We start from the raw sequence: 13,862 nt of genomic DNA, 5'->3' as shown, positions 1-13,862 counted from the left end.
GGCGACCCCGGGGTCGCCTCTTCTTTTTCTGGCCGCAGCGCCGCTGTTACTTCAGCAGGCTGAAGACCAGGGCCGAGACAGCCAGCGAGCCGGTCAGCAGGATAAAGCCGTTCACCCAGCCCTGACGGAAGCGGGCCAGCGCCTCGACCTTGTAGATCGCAATCACCGGCATGATGAAGAGGATCATGGCGATGACGGGGCCGGAGAGGGTCTCCATCAGACCCAGGATGCCGGGGTTGATGACAGCAGCCCCCCAGATGGCGAAGAACATCAGGGCTATGCCGAGCTTGTCCGCCTTGGCCAGCGACAGCCCTGTGGGCTTGGCGATCAGGCTTTTCAGGCTCTCCCGGGCCCCGAGGAAGTGGCCGAGGAAGGAGGAGCTGATGGCGATAAAGGCGATCAGCGGCCCCAGCGTCACTATCACAGGGTTGTCGGTGATGTTGGCGAGATAGGAGAGCACCGAGACGTTCTGGGCCTTGGCCTCGGCCAGCTGGGCCGGGGAGAGGCTCAGCACGCAGGAGAAGACGAAGAAGAGCACGAAGCCCACCAGCATGACTGTGGTGTTGCGCAGGATCAGGCCGCTCTTGGCTTCGGCCTGCTCGCCATATTCCCGGCGCTGCACGTTGGCAAAGCCGGAGATAGCGGCGGCGTGGCTGAAGGCGAACACTGTCACCGGCAGTGCCAGCCAGACGGTGTTGAGGAAGCTGGTTCCCTCGAAGGCGGTCGCCTCCGGCCAGTGCCACTGGGGGATCAAATAGCAGGAGAGCGCCGCCAGAATGGCCGCCAACGGGTAGACCATGAAGGCAAAGGCCCGCAGCATCGCCTTCTCCCCCGCCATCATCACGGCGATCATGGCGAACACCAGCAGGCCGGAGAGCATCACCCGGTTCGGGGCATCCATGCCGAGCTGGTTGACCATGAAGCTCTCCACCGTGTTGGTCAGCCCGACGCCATAGATGAGCAGGATAGGGAAGATGGAGAGGAAGTAGAGCGCCGAGATGAGGCGACCGGCCATCTTGCCGAAGTGCTCCTCCGCTACCTCGGTGAAGTCGGCGTGGGGGCGGGAGGAGGAGAGCACGAAGCGCGCCAGCCCGCGGTGAGCCAGGAAGGTCATGGGGCCGGCCAGCACGGCGACTATGACGAGGGGCCAGATGCCCCCCAGACCCAGGTTGATGGGCAGGAAGAGTATGCCCGCGCCAACGGCGGTGCCAAACAGGCTGATGACCCAGTGGGTATCGTGACGGCGCCAGCCGGTGCGACTGATGGATGGGGAACCGGATAACTCCCGGGAGACCTCTACAGATGAACTCATTGATAAATCACTTATATATAGTATTAAAATCTAAGAATATTGTGCTCCTTTAGCATTTAATTCTCAAAAATCGGCATTGGCAGATCTCACTGGCAAAGCTCGGTTCAGCCAGTGAGATTGGGCGGAATTTCCAGCCCGCCTCGTTCTGATAAACCTTTAAATAGGCAACTTTACGAAATATAAAACCAAAACATAACTATTGGTCGATTTTTTATTTCGACCATTTCTGAGTTTTCAGAATTACATGAAAAGAGATGCCAGCACTTTTGGTTTGGCTGTGATGATCCACTACAGCAATCCATTAAAGTAGCGAATACACCTGAATATGTCGTGACAAGCCAGCGGATCACACCAAGCAATCAGGCGGCCACGAGGCCGCCTGATTGGATGATTCGGCTACATTTCAACCGGCTCAGTGAGTCAGGATCTTGCCCCAGGCGAGATCCGGGTCCCCCATCACGATGAAGTCAGGGTTCTCCAGCGACTCCGTTTCGTTGTAGCTGAGCGGCTGCAACGCCAGGCTGAGGATACGCCCCCCCGCCGCCTCGACGATGCACTGGGCGGCGGCAGTGTCCCACTCGCCGGTGGGGCCGAGCCGCACATAGCAGTCTGCCGCCCCTTCCGCCACCAGGCAGGACTTGAGGGAGCTGGAGCCAAGCGGGATCAGCTCGTAGTTGATGGCCGGGTTAAGGCGGCGGGTCAGGTTCTCCAGCTTCTGGCGACGGCTGATGGCCACCACCAGGGAGTCGGGCTGATCGTGCTCGTGGTGCATGGCGCTGATGGGATGCACCTCGCCGTTCACCTCCTTGAAGGCGCCGTGACCGCGCACCGCCCAGTAGAGCACATCGGCCTCGGGGGCATAGATGACCCCGAGCACGGGGACATTGTCCTGCACCAGGGCGATCAGGGTGGCGAAGTCGCCGCTGCCGGCGATGAACTCGCCGGTGCCGTCCAGGGGGTCCACCAGCCAGTATTGCCGCCAGTTGGCACGCTGGCTGAAAGGCACATCGGCCGCCTCTTCGGTCAGCACGGGCACATGGGGGGTGAGCGCCGACAGCGCCTGCTTGAGGTAGGCATCGGCAGCAAGATCGGCACTGGTGACCGGGGTCGCATCCTCCTTCAGCTGACGCTCGAACTGACCGCCGTGATAGATTTCGTGAAGGATACGTCCCGCTTCGCGGGCTATCTCCTTGACCCCAGGTATCCAGGCCAACAACTCCTGCATCTTGTTATCCTCTGTTTTTATTACCTTTGCCCAGGCTTGGGCTAGCTTTCCTGCTCCGCCAGCCATTTGCAGGCCAGCAGCAGGGCACTGATGCTGCGCGACTCGGTGAAGTCGGGTCGCGCCAGCAATTCGTCGATGCGATTGAGGGGCCAGGGGATCACCTCGAGGGGCTCGGGCTCATCGCCGATCCGCTGCTCGGGGTAGAGATCCCGCGCCAGCAGTATGTCCATCCTGCTGGAAAAATAGCCGGGAGCCAGGGAGACCTGCTTGAGGGGAATGAGGTCACGGGCCCCGAAGCCCGCCTCCTCCATCAGCTCCCGGTTGCCCGCCTCGAAGGCATCTTCGCCGGGATCGATCAGCCCCTTGGGAAAGCCCAGCTCGTAGGAGTGAGTACCCGCCGCGTATTCGCGCACCAGCAGCAGGGTGTGGGCATCGAACAGGGGCACCACCATGACGGCGCCTCTGTTGCCGCCGCGCATCCGCTCGTAGACCCGCTCCTCCCCATTGCTGAATTTCAGATGCAGGGATTCCACCTTGAACAGCCGACTCTCGGCCACCAGCTCGGCCTTGATGATCTCCGGCTTGCGCTTGTCGTGGGCCATGGCCTCGACGCGGACGTGTTCGGGTTTGCACTTGTGGGGGTCACTCATCGGGGCTGACTGCTCGTTAAAAAAGAGTGCTTCAAGAGTAAACGACTCCCCGAGGGAACACCACGGGGCAAGGGCCGGAAAGGTGCCTGAAAAATCCGTTATAATGCGCCCCGTTTTCCCCACCCAGTCCGACACAAAGAGGCCCCATGCCCACCCAACTGCCCTGGCACCAGATAGACACAGTTCTGCTCGACATGGATGGCACCCTGATCGACCTTCATTTTGACAGCCACCTCTGGCAGCAGCTGGTGCCCGAGCGCTACGCCGCGCGCCTCGGCCTGCCGCTGGCCGACGCCAAGGCGCAGATCGAGGCCCACTATCAGGCCGTCAGCGGCACCCTAGACTGGTACTGCGTCGATTACTGGAGCCAGACCCTCGGGCTCGACATTCGCGCCCTCAAGCAGGAGATCCTGGACAAGATCCAGTGGCGGCCCCATGTCATCCCCTTCCTGGCTGCCCTGCGGGCGGCGGGCAAGCAGCTGGTGCTCTTCACCAATGCCCACCCCGCCAGCCTGTCGGTGAAGGATGCGCGGCTCGGCCTCGCCGAGCATCTGGATCTTATGGTGAGCACCCACGAGCTGGGTTGGTCGAAGGAGAGCCAGCACTGCTGGCAGGCGCTGGCCGAGCGACTGGCGTTCGATCCGGCCCGCACCCTGTTTGTCGATGACAGCGAGCGTATCCTGCGCGCCGCCGCCGACTACGGCATCGGTTATCAGCTCGCCATCCAGAACCCGGACAGTCGCCAGCCGGAACAGCAGATTACCGCCTTCCCGGCGATCCGTGACTACGCCGAACTGCTGCCGCTGACCCTTTGATTCGGCATTTGGCGCAGCGCAGCGATGGGGAAACCACTGACCACCTTCCCCTGCATGTTCCGCGACTACGCCGAGTTGCTGCCGCTGACCCTTTGATCCTTAGGCAGGGCCTCCCCCCCCTGCATGCCGGGCAGCTGAGGGGCCGAGACGCACAATGAAAAGGGCTGCCTGGGCAGCCCTTTCTCCTTGAGGTCCGGTGTACTAGTCCACCCACTCCACCAGCCGGTACTGCTTCTTGCCCCGGCGCAGCAGCAGGTAGCGCTCAAACAGCCGATCCTCTGCACTTAGCTGCTCATCCTGCCTTGTCTCGCCGTTGAGGCTGATGGCGCCTGCCGCCAGCAGCTCGCGGGCCACCCGCTTCGAGCTCGCCAGGCCGCTCTCGACCAGCAGGGTCACCAGATCCCTTTGCTCCTCGATACGGCAGCTCGGCATGCCATCCTGGGCCAACTGGGCGAGATCCCCCTCCCCGAGCCGGGCCACGTCGCCGCAAAACAGCAGCTCGCCGATGCGCCGCGCCGCCGCCAGCGCCCCCTTGCCGTGCACCAGTTCGGTCAGCTCGTCCGCCAGCACCTGCTGGGCCTGCTTGCGTCCCTGCCGACCGGCGTCTTCCGCCTCCAGCGCGGCAATCTCGGCCAGCGACATAAAGCTGTAGTAGCGCAGGAAGCGGTAGACATCCTCGTCTGCGGTGCCGAGCCAGAATTGATGGAAGGCGTAGGGCGAGGTGAGCGCCGGATCCAGCCAGATGGCGCCCCCCTCGGTCTTGCCGAACTTGGTGCCGTCCGCCTTGGTGATGAGGGGCAGTGTCATGCCGTGGACCTGGGCCTGATGCAGCCGGCGGGTGAGATCCATGCCGCTGGTGATGTTGCCCCACTGATCGTTGCCGCCGATCTGCAGGGTGCAGCCGAGGCGCTGGTTGAGCACGGCGAAATCCTGGGATTGCAGCAGGGCATAGGAGAACTCGGTAAAAGAGATCCCCTGATCCGGGCGGGCCAGCCGCTGGCGCACCGATTCCCGCGCCAGCATGGCGTTGACCGAGAAGTGCTTGCCGATGTCCCGCAGAAAATCGAGGGCGGACATCTGCCCCATCCAGTCGGCGTTGTTGACCAGCACAGGGGCCGCCAGCCCCTCGCTCGCGGGCAACAGCGCCCGGATCTGGGCCGACAGGCTGGCCACCCAGCCCTGCACGGTTTCGGCGCTGTTGAGGCTGCGCTCGGTCGCCTTGAAGCTGGGATCGCCGATGAGGCCGGTGGCACCGCCCACCAGGGCCACAGGGGTGTGACCCGCCAGCTGGAAGCGGCGCAACATCAGGAGCGGCACCAGGTGGCCTATGTGCAGGCTGCCGGCGGTGGGATCGAAGCCGCAGTAGAGGGTGCGCGCCGTGGCGAGGTGGGAGGCCAGGGCCGCCGGGTCGGACATCTGGGCCACCAGGCCACGCTCAGTCAGGTCGGTGAGCAAATGGGGGTCGATCATGGGGTCTCCAACAGCAGGGGAAAGTCGCCATACTCGCCGTTCTGGCCCGTGGCAGATATGTCCCCCAGGGGACTGTTTTGCCACTCTCATGCTAGCATCCCGCCCATATAGGGGAGCCTGTCCCCGCCACCCGGAGCCCGTCGCCATGAGCCAGCCCCTCGCCACAGATTCGCTGACCCCGAGCCTGACCGCCGTCGTCGATGCCCTGCACAGCCCGGCCTTTGCGGCGGCCCTGGTGCGCCTCATCCAGCAGCAGGTGGCGTTCGACTGTGCCCTGCTGCTCGGGGTGGGGCAGCGGCCCGTCTACCTCTACGACAACCTCAACCATCAGCGAGCCCTGCTGTTTGACAGCTACCTCACCAGCCACTTCAGTCAGGATCCCTTTATGCAGGCGCTCAAGGACGGCCTCCCCGCCGGAGTCTGGACCCTGGCGCAGGTGTCAAAGGGGCGGCTGGATCCCGAATACCGCCACCACTTCTATCAGGCCACCGGCTGGCAGGAGGAGGTGGGGCTGATCCTGCCGGTGCGCAGCGGTCTCACCCTGATGCTGTTTCTGGGCCGCCTCGACAAGCGCCAGAGCCTTCGCCAGGAGGAGCGCGCCAGGCTGGAAGCCTTGTTCCCCCTGGTGCATTCCCTGTGCCGCCAGCAGTGGCGAGAGGCGGTACCGCTGCTGGCCCAGAGCGCGGCGACGAGGGCCACGGATAGTACGGCGAAAAGTGCTGCGAAGAGTACGGCGAAGGATAGGGTGCAAGGCGTAGCGGCAAGCCTGGACGGCGCCAGCCTCAAGGCCGCGGTGGAGCAGGCGATGACCAGCGTGGGTGGTGACAGGCTCACCCGCCGGGAGCGGCAGGTGGCGAGCCTGCTGCTGCAGGGGCTGGATACCGAGGCCATTGCCGCCGAACTCGGCATAGGCAGCGGCACAGTGAAGAATCACCGCAAGCACCTCTACGGCAAGCTGCGGCTCGGCTCCCGGGCCGAGCTGTTCAGCCTCTTTCTGAACCACCTCATCACCACATCGACGAGTTAGCGCCCCACCATCGGCCTGACCCCATCAGGGTCCAGCCCTGCCACCTTGGTGATTCAAGATGGCTGCCATCCCTGGTAACTGGTGAGGCAATAGCCTCTCGCCGCGATCAACTCAGGCAAGGCCGGATCGGTGAGGATGGCAAGCTCGGTGAGCCTTGGCTGGTGATAAGTGCTGCGCTGCACCTCGAGATCGATAAAGGCGGGGTGGCACATGATCTCCAGGGAGTTGACCCCTTGTTCATTGGCATCATCCAGCAGTTGCAGCAACAGCTCCCGGGTGAGTGATTCACCATAGAAGCGACTGTCAAAACGCTGGCAACTGAGCTCATGGTTGACGGTCAGGCCGTGACGGCGCACTTCCTCCCGATCGATGCGCATAGGGATGCCCTGCTGGCGGGCGAAGGCTTCCACCAGGGGATAGAGGCTCGGCAGCATATGCACATGGTGATGGCTGTCGATGTGGCTGGGCGAGCGGCCAAACAGGGTGACGAAACGGTCGAACTGCTGCCTTAGCTCTTCCATGATTTCCCTTGCGACCAGCAGACCCTGCTCGTTTTTTTGCCAGATGCTCTTGTCCAGCTCACCCTGGGCATTGACCAGGCAGGAGAGAGGAGAGAGCGGCTTGCCCCAACTGAGCACGAAGTGCAGCCCGATGGGCAAGTCCGGGAAGCGTCTGGCCAGCCAGGCCGCGTGTTCTATGGCCGGGGAGTTAACCATGGCGGTGGTCGAGCTGACCACCCCATGCTCGAAGGCTCCCACTATGCCGTAGCTCTGGGCAGGGCAGAGACCAAAGTCGTCGGCGTTGATAATCAATCTTTTATGCATCTCTATCTCCTGTATTGCCCCGCCGATGATCAACGGGGCCCAGTGTTCTCAGGCGAGATCCGCAATGGCGGCGGCAAACTTGGGCAGGTGCTCGCGGTGTGCCAGCAGCAACTCCTGGGCAACGATTTTTGCTTCGTTGTCCGAGTGGATCAACGGATTGAGGTTCATGGCCAGCAGCAAGTCATCGAAGGAGCCGCTCAAGGCAGCCTGGGAGGCGGCAATCTCGAAGCTCTTGATGAGGTGAATGAGCCCGTTGACCTTGTCGTCGAAGCGGGTGAGGCGCGGGTGAGGAATGGCGCCATCACGGCCCACCAGGCAGGTCATCTCGACGGTCCAGTCGGCCGGAATGTTGGTGACATGGCCATGGTGGGGGATTATCACATACTGTTCGCTGCGCTTGTCGTTATGGATGGCGCTGATTACCTCGCAGGCCGCATCCGAGTAGTAGGCGCCGCCGCGCAGCTCCAGCTCCTTGGGCTTCTCGTTGAGTTCAGGGTTCTGGTAGAGCTCAAACAGCGTTTTCTCGACTTGTTGCACCACCTGAGCCCGGGCGCCACCCTTGTAGAACTCGCCCATCTCGATCCCCAGCATCTCTTTCTCTTTGAAGTAGTAACGCAGGTAGGAGCAGGGCAACAGGCGCAGCCCGCGCATCAGGCTCGCATCGAAGGGCAAATCGAAGATGTTCTTGACCGAGCTGGCGCTGGTGAGGCTGCCGTCTATCACCCCCTCGAGCAGTTCATCGAAACGCGATACCCCATTGACCAGCACGTCGCCGATGAACACCAGGTGATTGAGGCCGAAGATATCGATGGAGAGGGAGTCCTCTGCTCTGACCTTGAGGGCGTCGCGCACAAACATCTGCATGCCGACCGGAATGTTGCACACCCCGATGAAGCGGCGGAAATGGGTGTGGCGATGCACGGCTTCGGTCACCATGCCGGCCGGATTGGTGAAGTTGATGAGCCAGGCATCCGGGCAGATCTCCTCCACATCGCGGATGATGTCGAAGATGACGGGGATGGTGCGCAGCCCCTTGAACAGGCCGCCCGCACCATTGGTCTCCTGACCCAGCAGGCCGTGGCTGAGGGGAATGCGCTCATCTTTTTCCCGGGCCTGCAGCTGGCCGACCCGCAGCTGGGTGGTGACGAAGCTGGCGCCTTGCAGCGCGGCGCGGCGATCCAGGGTCTTGTGCAGCGTCATGGGGATGCCGGCTTTCTGGATCATGCGCTGACAGAGGTCGAAAATGATGTCCAGTTTCCCCTGACCTTCGGGGACATCGACCAGCCACAGCTCGTCGATGGGCAATTCGGCGTAGCGTTTGATGAAGCCATCGACCAGCTCCGGGGTGTAGCTGCTTCCGCCACCTATGGTGACCACTTTAAGCGTCTCGTTCATAAACACCTCTTTCATCATTCTCAAATTGGGTTGAATAAGGGGCCACCCTGCATCTGGGGTGCAGTTAGCCGCAGCCGCCTGTGGCAGGGGCCGTTAAATGGCGTCAGTATGTTGGCAACCTTATGTTTTAAATGAAAATATCTTTATCCTTCATCAGGCCGGGGTTTCAAATTTCGGATAGAGATATTTTCGGTAACTGCCCGGGGTAAAGGAGGTCAGCTTCTTGAAGTTTTTGATAAAGAGGCTGACATCGTTGTAGCCGGTCTCGAAGGCAATGTCGGCCACAGAGTCGTTGGTGACTTCCAGCTGCATCTTGGCGTAGTTGACCCGGATCTCGTTGATGATCTGCATCGGCGTCTTGTTGTAGTAACGCCTGGTGGCACGGGTCAGGTACTCCTGACTCTTGCCGGAGAGATGGATCAGATTGGCCAGGGCATCTTCGGCAAACAACGGGCGATCGTGCATGCGCTCAACCGCCTCATGGAGCCAGAGCGGGAGATCCTCGCTGGCCGAAGCGTCCTTATGGTGACGCAGCCGGTTCATCACCGAATAGGTCACCACTTCGAGAAACTCGGTCAGCGCCTCTTCCCGAAAACCAGGGGAGACCAGCACCGACTCGATATAACTCAGAAATTCATGCTTGAGCGGATAGGCCTGGGACGCCACGAAGTGTTCCGGCAGCAGGTACTTGAAGTGCTCGTCAAAGTAGCTGCGGCTGATCCCGACGTTGAAAATCCGGGTGGTGCCGAACTCGTAGAAGCTCTGATGGGATGAGCCCAGCGGAATGAACACCAGATCGCCGCGCTCGAGCAGTACCCGCTTGCCGTTGACCTCCTGGTAGTAACGGCCGGTCAACACCAGGGTGAACTCGTAATAGTCGTGCTGATGCAAACCGGTTCCGCTCACCTGCTTGTTGTAGATGAACATGTGGAAGGGTCTGTTGTTAAACAGCTCGTTTTCCCGGATGGTCTTGACGCTCATTATTCGCCCCTTATGACTGGCCGATGCCGCTGTTACTTGCCGAGCAGTTTTTCGTGCACGTCGATGAGTTCGTTGATGAGCTCCCGCGCCAGCATGGAGGTCATCAGGTGATCCTGGGCATGCACCAGCACCAGCGTGACCTGGATCTTGCCCTCGCCCTGGTCGCTCTCAATCAGCTGGGTCTGCACCTGGTGGGCGGCGTTGAGGGCCTCGCGGGATTGGGTCATCAGCTGACGGGCGGCGGCCATGTCGCCCTCCTTGGCCTTCTTCAGGGCGCTGTAGGCCAGGCTGCGAGCCTGCCCCGAGTTGATGATGAGCCCCATCACCACCTCTTCCATGTCATCGCACGTCGTGGTCTCTGCCTCTATGTGGTCCATATCGAACATCTCTTTATCCCCTTGATTACAGCTAGTTGATTGAAAGCGGTTTAATTGAATCTCACTTAATTGAAACCATGATTGCGTGCCACCTCGGCGAACCAATAGCCACTCTTCTTGATGGTGCGGGTCTGGCTTTCAAGATCCAGCCGGACCAGGCCATAGCGATTCTTGTAGGCATTGAGCCAGGACCAGTTATCGATGAAGGTCCAGAGGTGATACCCGCAGCAGGCGCTGCCCTCTTGCAGGCCACGATGCAGCCACTCGAGGTGACCACGAATAAAGTCGATGCGATAGTCATCCTCTACCCGTCCCTCCGGGCCGATGAAGCGCTCTTCCCCCTCGACCCCCATGCCATTTTCCGAGATGTAGCAGCGGGGGTTGCCATAGCCAAGGCGCAGCTCGGTGAGGATGTCGTAGACCCCTTTCTCATAGATCTCCCAGCCCCGGTGCGGGTTCATCTTGCGACCCGGCATCTGGTAGAAATCGAAGAGATCTTCGGGGGTGTGCGGCGCCCCTGCGCAGGGCTGCTCCTTGGCCTTGACTCGCCTTGGCTGGTAGTAGTTGATGCCCAGCCAATCCACTCGCCCGGCACTGAGTAGCGCCTTGTCACCGGCTTCCACCTCTGGCAGTAAATCATGCTGGCGCAGCAGAGCGACCAGCTCGGGGTCATAGCTCCCCTTCAGGGCCGGATCGAGGAAACTCTTGTTGAGCAGCAAGTCGGCCCAGCGCGCCGCCTGGCGATCTGCCGCCGAATCGGATCTGGGGTAGGTGGGGCTCAGGTTGAGGATGATGCCAATCTCGCCACTGGCATGAGCATCGCGAAAGGCCTTGACCGCACCGGCATGGGCCAGGGCGGTGTGATAGGCGACAGTGACGGCGCGGCGAAAATCCACCACACAGGGATAGTGGAAGTGACCGAGATATCCGCACTCGACTGGCACTATGGGCTCGTTGAAGGTAAACCAGTGCTGGATGCGCGAACCAAACAGCTCGAAACAGATGCTGGCGTAGCGCACATAGGCGGCCACCACATCCCGGCTCTCCCAGCCGCCCTGCTCCTGCATGCACAGCGGCATGTCGAAGTGGTAGAGATTGATGAAGGGGGTGATCCCCTCGGCCAGCAGGCGGTCAAAGACTGCATGGTAGAAAGCGACGGCCTGCTGATTGACCTCACCCGTCCCGTCCGGGATCAATCGGGACCAGGAGATGGAGGTACGAGAACTGTTGTGATTGAGCTGCTTGAGCAGTGCGATGTCGCTCTCGAAACGATCATAGAAGGTCGAGGCTTGCGCCGGGCCTATGCCCTGATGGAAGCGCGTCGGCTCAATGGCGTGCCAGTAGTCAAAGATGTTGTCGGACTTGCCATCTCGGCTGGAGGCTCCCTCCGTCTGGGGCGCCGAGCTGGCGCTGCCCCACCAAAAATCGTCCGCAAAGCGATACATCATCTTCTTCTCCTTCGGCTTGAAGAGGGAGGAGCCAGGCTCCTCCCGGGAGTGTCATCAGAATTTCAGGGCCAGCGCGATATCCTCTTCGCTCTCCTGTTCTTCCTCGATAACGGCCTGGGCCTTGTTGGCAATCAGCACGAAGGGGACATACATCAGGGTGGCTATCCCTAAGTTGAATATCGCCAGCAGGGCTGCGGCTATGCTGCCGTTGGTGTTGAAGAAGGCCCCCAATCCGGCTGGCATGGTCCAGGGTGCCATGTTGGTGATGGGCGGGATAAAGCCGGTGTTGTAGGCGAACAGGGTGATGGTCGCCAGTACCGGCTGCACCATCACGAAGGGGATAAGCAACACAGGGTTCATGATGACCGGCAGGCCAAACAGGATGGGCTCGTTGATCTGGAAGATGCCGGCGGGCATGCCCAGTTTGGCCACCTGACGGTAGTCATCGCGACGCGACACCATAAACACGGCAAGGATGAGGCCTAACGTTGCACCTGTACCACCGAGGAAGATGTAGGAGTCGAGCATCGGCTTGGTCCAGACGTGGAAGGTCTTGCCGGCGGCGATGGCGGCTTCAACGGAGCCGTATTGGGTATAGAGGGCGACGTTTTCCAGGGTGAAGGGCACCAGAATGCCGTTCTCCAGTGCCGACAGCGCCAAGGAACCATGGACCCCGAAGAACCAGAGCAGCGGGGAGAAGAGCACATAGACCCAGCCGACCAGGCCACCCATGTTGGACAGGGGGGTGGAGATGGTGTCCATGATGATCTGGTGGAAGTTGGTGCCCTCTGTCTGGAGCAGGTAAGCGACTATCCCCATGATGGAGAGGATGATGAAGCCGGGGATCAGCGCCGAGAAGGAGCGCGCTACCGAGGTCGGTACGCTGTCAGGCAGGCGGATCACCCAGTTGCGGCGAATGACGAAGGCAAACATCTCGGCCGAGACGAGACCAATGATCATGCCGGAGATGATGTTGGCGCCACCCAGCCAGTTGGCACCGACCGCATAGGCCTCGCCGACGCTGAAGGGGGTGACCGTCATGAAGGCGGCGACCGAGAGCAGACCGGCCGAGAGGGGATCAACCTTGCGCTCTTCTGCCATGGCATGGCCGATGAAGAAGGGCGCCATCAGGGACATGATCCCCAGGGTACCGTTATAGACGCTGCCGCCAATGCTCTTGAAGCCGTCCAGGGTGGCTATGGTGGCGGGATCGAGTCGCACCCCCATGGAGTAGAAGAAGGATCCCTCCCCAAAACTCAGGAAGACGTTGTTGATCAGGACGAACATGGCCCCGGCCAGGGTCAGGGGCATCAGTTTGATGAAGCCATTCTTGATGGCGTTGACATGAGGCTGCTTACCCAGCTTGACGGCAATGGGCAATATGGCCTTTTCCAGCGATGCGATCATGGTGCTCACGGTGTTCTCCTTACTGAGCGAGGCTCTTCTTGATGGACGCGACGGCGGCCTTGAGGACCCCTAACCCATCGACCTTGCCATAGAGCAGGGAGTCGATGACTTCGACCGGCTTGCCCGGTAACAGTGTTTGGATTTCCGGCAACATGTAGGCAATTTGAGGACCCAGCAGGATCAGGTCGGCATCCTGACCTTTCTCTCCCGCCAGCGTTTCCGGATAGGCATCGATCTCCACGGGCACATCATATTTTTCTGCCTGTGCCTTCATCTTCGAGACCAGCAGTGACGTCGACATCCCGGCAGAGCAAAACAGGTAAATACGCTTCTTTCCCATAACCATTTCCCTCAACACTTGAAACAAGATGAATAGATCGGCCGAGATGACTGCTTGTCGTGCTCTCAAGACAAATAAAACATCTCTGATTGACATCATTCTAGCGACCCTGAGGTTAACTCGGTATTTCGGCAAGTAATAAGATCGTCTTAAATTGACCATTCATTTCGCCAATGCTCACATTTTTTAATGAGATGAGCCGAAAAAATGTCGTGACATGTTATGAGAAACAAGATTATTTTATTTTTTTAATATTAATTTCAATGAGTTAAACAAATTGGTCGATATAACCCCTCGTTCCATATTAAAAATATCAATAATCAGCTCCAGCTCACACTATAAAGTAGCAATGAAACATTATTGATATTCACCTTCCATGGGAACAGGATTCCGCTGCCTACCTCGATAGGGTTTAATTGACCATGTGTGGTGGATGGAGATGAATTGGATCCCGCTGCGGCAGCGCATTTGACTGTTCGGGAAAAGAGGGAGGCGATTCTAGATGCCACTACGATGTGGCGGTCATCGACGCGGTGCGACGAATGAGCGGGGAAGATAGAGCCGACCCCGGGATAAACCGGTGTCGGCGAA

The 13,862-nt window shown here is 60.2% G+C and carries 13 protein-coding genes; 2 read left to right on the top strand and 11 right to left on the bottom strand.

Annotation, left to right across the window (positions count from 1 at the left end):
• Positions 1–46 precede the first annotated feature (46 nt).
• The 3 genes from AB5Y91_RS19025 to nudE all read right to left on the bottom strand — a co-directional run bounded on the left by AB5Y91_RS19025 (position 47) and on the right by nudE (position 3,187).
• Positions 47–1,312 (bottom strand): aromatic amino acid transport family protein, encoded by a 1,266-nt coding sequence (locus AB5Y91_RS19025; RefSeq protein WP_368170535.1) that lies wholly within the window; start codon positions 1,310–1,312, stop codon positions 47–49.
• A 412-nt stretch (positions 1,313–1,724) separates the two neighbouring features.
• Positions 1,725–2,537, bottom strand: a complete 813-nt coding sequence (cysQ, locus tag AB5Y91_RS19020) for a 3'(2'),5'-bisphosphate nucleotidase CysQ (protein WP_368170534.1) — start codon at positions 2,535–2,537, stop codon at positions 1,725–1,727.
• A gap of 41 nt (positions 2,538–2,578) precedes the next feature.
• A complete protein-coding gene (gene nudE, locus AB5Y91_RS19015) occupies positions 2,579–3,187 on the bottom strand; it encodes an ADP compounds hydrolase NudE (RefSeq protein ID WP_234566969.1) in 609 nt (202 codons plus the stop codon).
• Between the two features lie 146 nt (positions 3,188–3,333).
• Here nudE and yrfG point away from each other — a divergent pair, with 146 nt between their 5' ends.
• Positions 3,334–4,002, top strand: a complete 669-nt coding sequence (yrfG, locus tag AB5Y91_RS19010) for a GMP/IMP nucleotidase (protein ID WP_368170533.1) — start codon at positions 3,334–3,336, stop codon at positions 4,000–4,002.
• 201 nt (positions 4,003–4,203) lie between these two features.
• Here yrfG and tyrS read toward each other — a convergent pair whose 3' ends face one another.
• On the bottom strand, positions 4,204–5,472 hold the full coding sequence (gene tyrS, locus AB5Y91_RS19005; RefSeq protein ID WP_368170532.1) for a tyrosine--tRNA ligase: 1,269 nt from the start codon (positions 5,470–5,472) through the stop codon (positions 4,204–4,206).
• A gap of 145 nt (positions 5,473–5,617) precedes the next feature.
• On the opposite strand from tyrS, the gene AB5Y91_RS19000 reads away from it, so the two are divergent.
• Complete coding sequence (locus AB5Y91_RS19000) at positions 5,618–6,499, top strand: LuxR C-terminal-related transcriptional regulator (protein WP_368170531.1); 882 nt, start codon at positions 5,618–5,620, stop codon at positions 6,497–6,499.
• Positions 6,500–6,552: 53 nt separating this feature from the next.
• Here the strand turns inward: AB5Y91_RS19000 and chbG are convergent, their stop codons facing one another.
• From chbG to AB5Y91_RS18965, 7 genes are all read right to left on the bottom strand, one after another.
• Positions 6,553–7,323: a chitin disaccharide deacetylase gene (gene chbG / locus AB5Y91_RS18995; protein WP_368170530.1), complete on the bottom strand. Its 771-nt coding sequence runs from the start codon at positions 7,321–7,323 to the stop codon at positions 6,553–6,555.
• 48 nt (positions 7,324–7,371) lie between these two features.
• Positions 7,372–8,718 carry a 6-phospho-beta-glucosidase gene (locus tag AB5Y91_RS18990; RefSeq protein WP_368170529.1) on the bottom strand — a complete coding sequence of 449 codons (1,347 nt, stop codon included), beginning with the start codon at positions 8,716–8,718 and terminating at the stop codon, positions 7,372–7,374.
• A 153-nt stretch (positions 8,719–8,871) separates the two neighbouring features.
• On the bottom strand, positions 8,872–9,699 hold the full coding sequence (gene chbR / locus AB5Y91_RS18985) for a transcriptional regulator ChbR (protein WP_042041464.1): 828 nt from the start codon (positions 9,697–9,699) through the stop codon (positions 8,872–8,874).
• Between the two features lie 32 nt (positions 9,700–9,731).
• The gene (gene chbA, locus AB5Y91_RS18980) at positions 9,732–10,085 is read right to left on the bottom strand and encodes a PTS N,N'-diacetylchitobiose transporter subunit IIA (protein WP_368170528.1); all 354 of its coding nucleotides are present in this window, start codon (positions 10,083–10,085) and stop codon (positions 9,732–9,734) included.
• A 56-nt stretch (positions 10,086–10,141) separates the two neighbouring features.
• Positions 10,142–11,524, bottom strand: a complete 1,383-nt coding sequence (locus tag AB5Y91_RS18975; protein WP_368170527.1) for a glycoside hydrolase family 1 protein — start codon at positions 11,522–11,524, stop codon at positions 10,142–10,144.
• Positions 11,525–11,578: 54 nt separating this feature from the next.
• On the bottom strand, positions 11,579–12,931 hold the full coding sequence (chbC, locus tag AB5Y91_RS18970; protein WP_205599302.1) for a PTS N,N'-diacetylchitobiose transporter subunit IIC: 1,353 nt from the start codon (positions 12,929–12,931) through the stop codon (positions 11,579–11,581).
• A gap of 19 nt (positions 12,932–12,950) precedes the next feature.
• Positions 12,951–13,271: a PTS sugar transporter subunit IIB gene (locus tag AB5Y91_RS18965; protein WP_106887853.1), complete on the bottom strand. Its 321-nt coding sequence runs from the start codon at positions 13,269–13,271 to the stop codon at positions 12,951–12,953.
• Positions 13,272–13,862 lie beyond the last annotated feature (591 nt).

The sequence above is a fragment of the Aeromonas sp. R4-3 genome, assembly GCF_040908275.1.
In the GTDB taxonomy this organism is placed as follows: Bacteria; Pseudomonadota; Gammaproteobacteria; order Enterobacterales; family Aeromonadaceae; genus Aeromonas; species Aeromonas rivipollensis.
Note: the sequence above shows the minus strand (reverse complement) of the source record. Positions and strands in the feature narration are given on the sequence as shown.

Bases quoted from the DNA above. Each gene is read 5' to 3' on its own strand.
- chbG (WP_368170530.1), bottom strand. From the start codon at position 7,323: ATGCATAAAAGATTGATTATCAACGCCGACGACTTTGGTCTCTGCCCT.
- cysQ (WP_368170534.1), bottom strand. From the start codon at position 2,537: ATGCAGGAGTTGTTGGCCTGGATACCTGGGGTCAAGGAGATAGCCCGC.
- chbR (WP_042041464.1), bottom strand. From the start codon at position 9,699: ATGAGCGTCAAGACCATCCGGGAAAACGAGCTGTTTAACAACAGACCC.
- nudE (WP_234566969.1), bottom strand. From the start codon at position 3,187: ATGAGTGACCCCCACAAGTGCAAACCCGAACACGTCCGCGTCGAGGCC.
- tyrS (WP_368170532.1), bottom strand. From the start codon at position 5,472: ATGATCGACCCCCATTTGCTCACCGACCTGACTGAGCGTGGCCTGGTG.
- AB5Y91_RS18990 (WP_368170529.1), bottom strand. From the start codon at position 8,718: ATGAACGAGACGCTTAAAGTGGTCACCATAGGTGGCGGAAGCAGCTAC.
- chbA (WP_368170528.1), bottom strand. From the start codon at position 10,085: ATGTTCGATATGGACCACATAGAGGCAGAGACCACGACGTGCGATGAC.
- AB5Y91_RS18965 (WP_106887853.1), bottom strand. From the start codon at position 13,271: ATGGGAAAGAAGCGTATTTACCTGTTTTGCTCTGCCGGGATGTCGACG.
- AB5Y91_RS19000 (WP_368170531.1), top strand. From the start codon at position 5,618: ATGAGCCAGCCCCTCGCCACAGATTCGCTGACCCCGAGCCTGACCGCC.
- chbC (WP_205599302.1), bottom strand. From the start codon at position 12,931: ATGATCGCATCGCTGGAAAAGGCCATATTGCCCATTGCCGTCAAGCTG.
- AB5Y91_RS18975 (WP_368170527.1), bottom strand. From the start codon at position 11,524: ATGATGTATCGCTTTGCGGACGATTTTTGGTGGGGCAGCGCCAGCTCG.
- yrfG (WP_368170533.1), top strand. From the start codon at position 3,334: ATGCCCACCCAACTGCCCTGGCACCAGATAGACACAGTTCTGCTCGAC.
- AB5Y91_RS19025 (WP_368170535.1), bottom strand. From the start codon at position 1,312: ATGAGTTCATCTGTAGAGGTCTCCCGGGAGTTATCCGGTTCCCCATCC.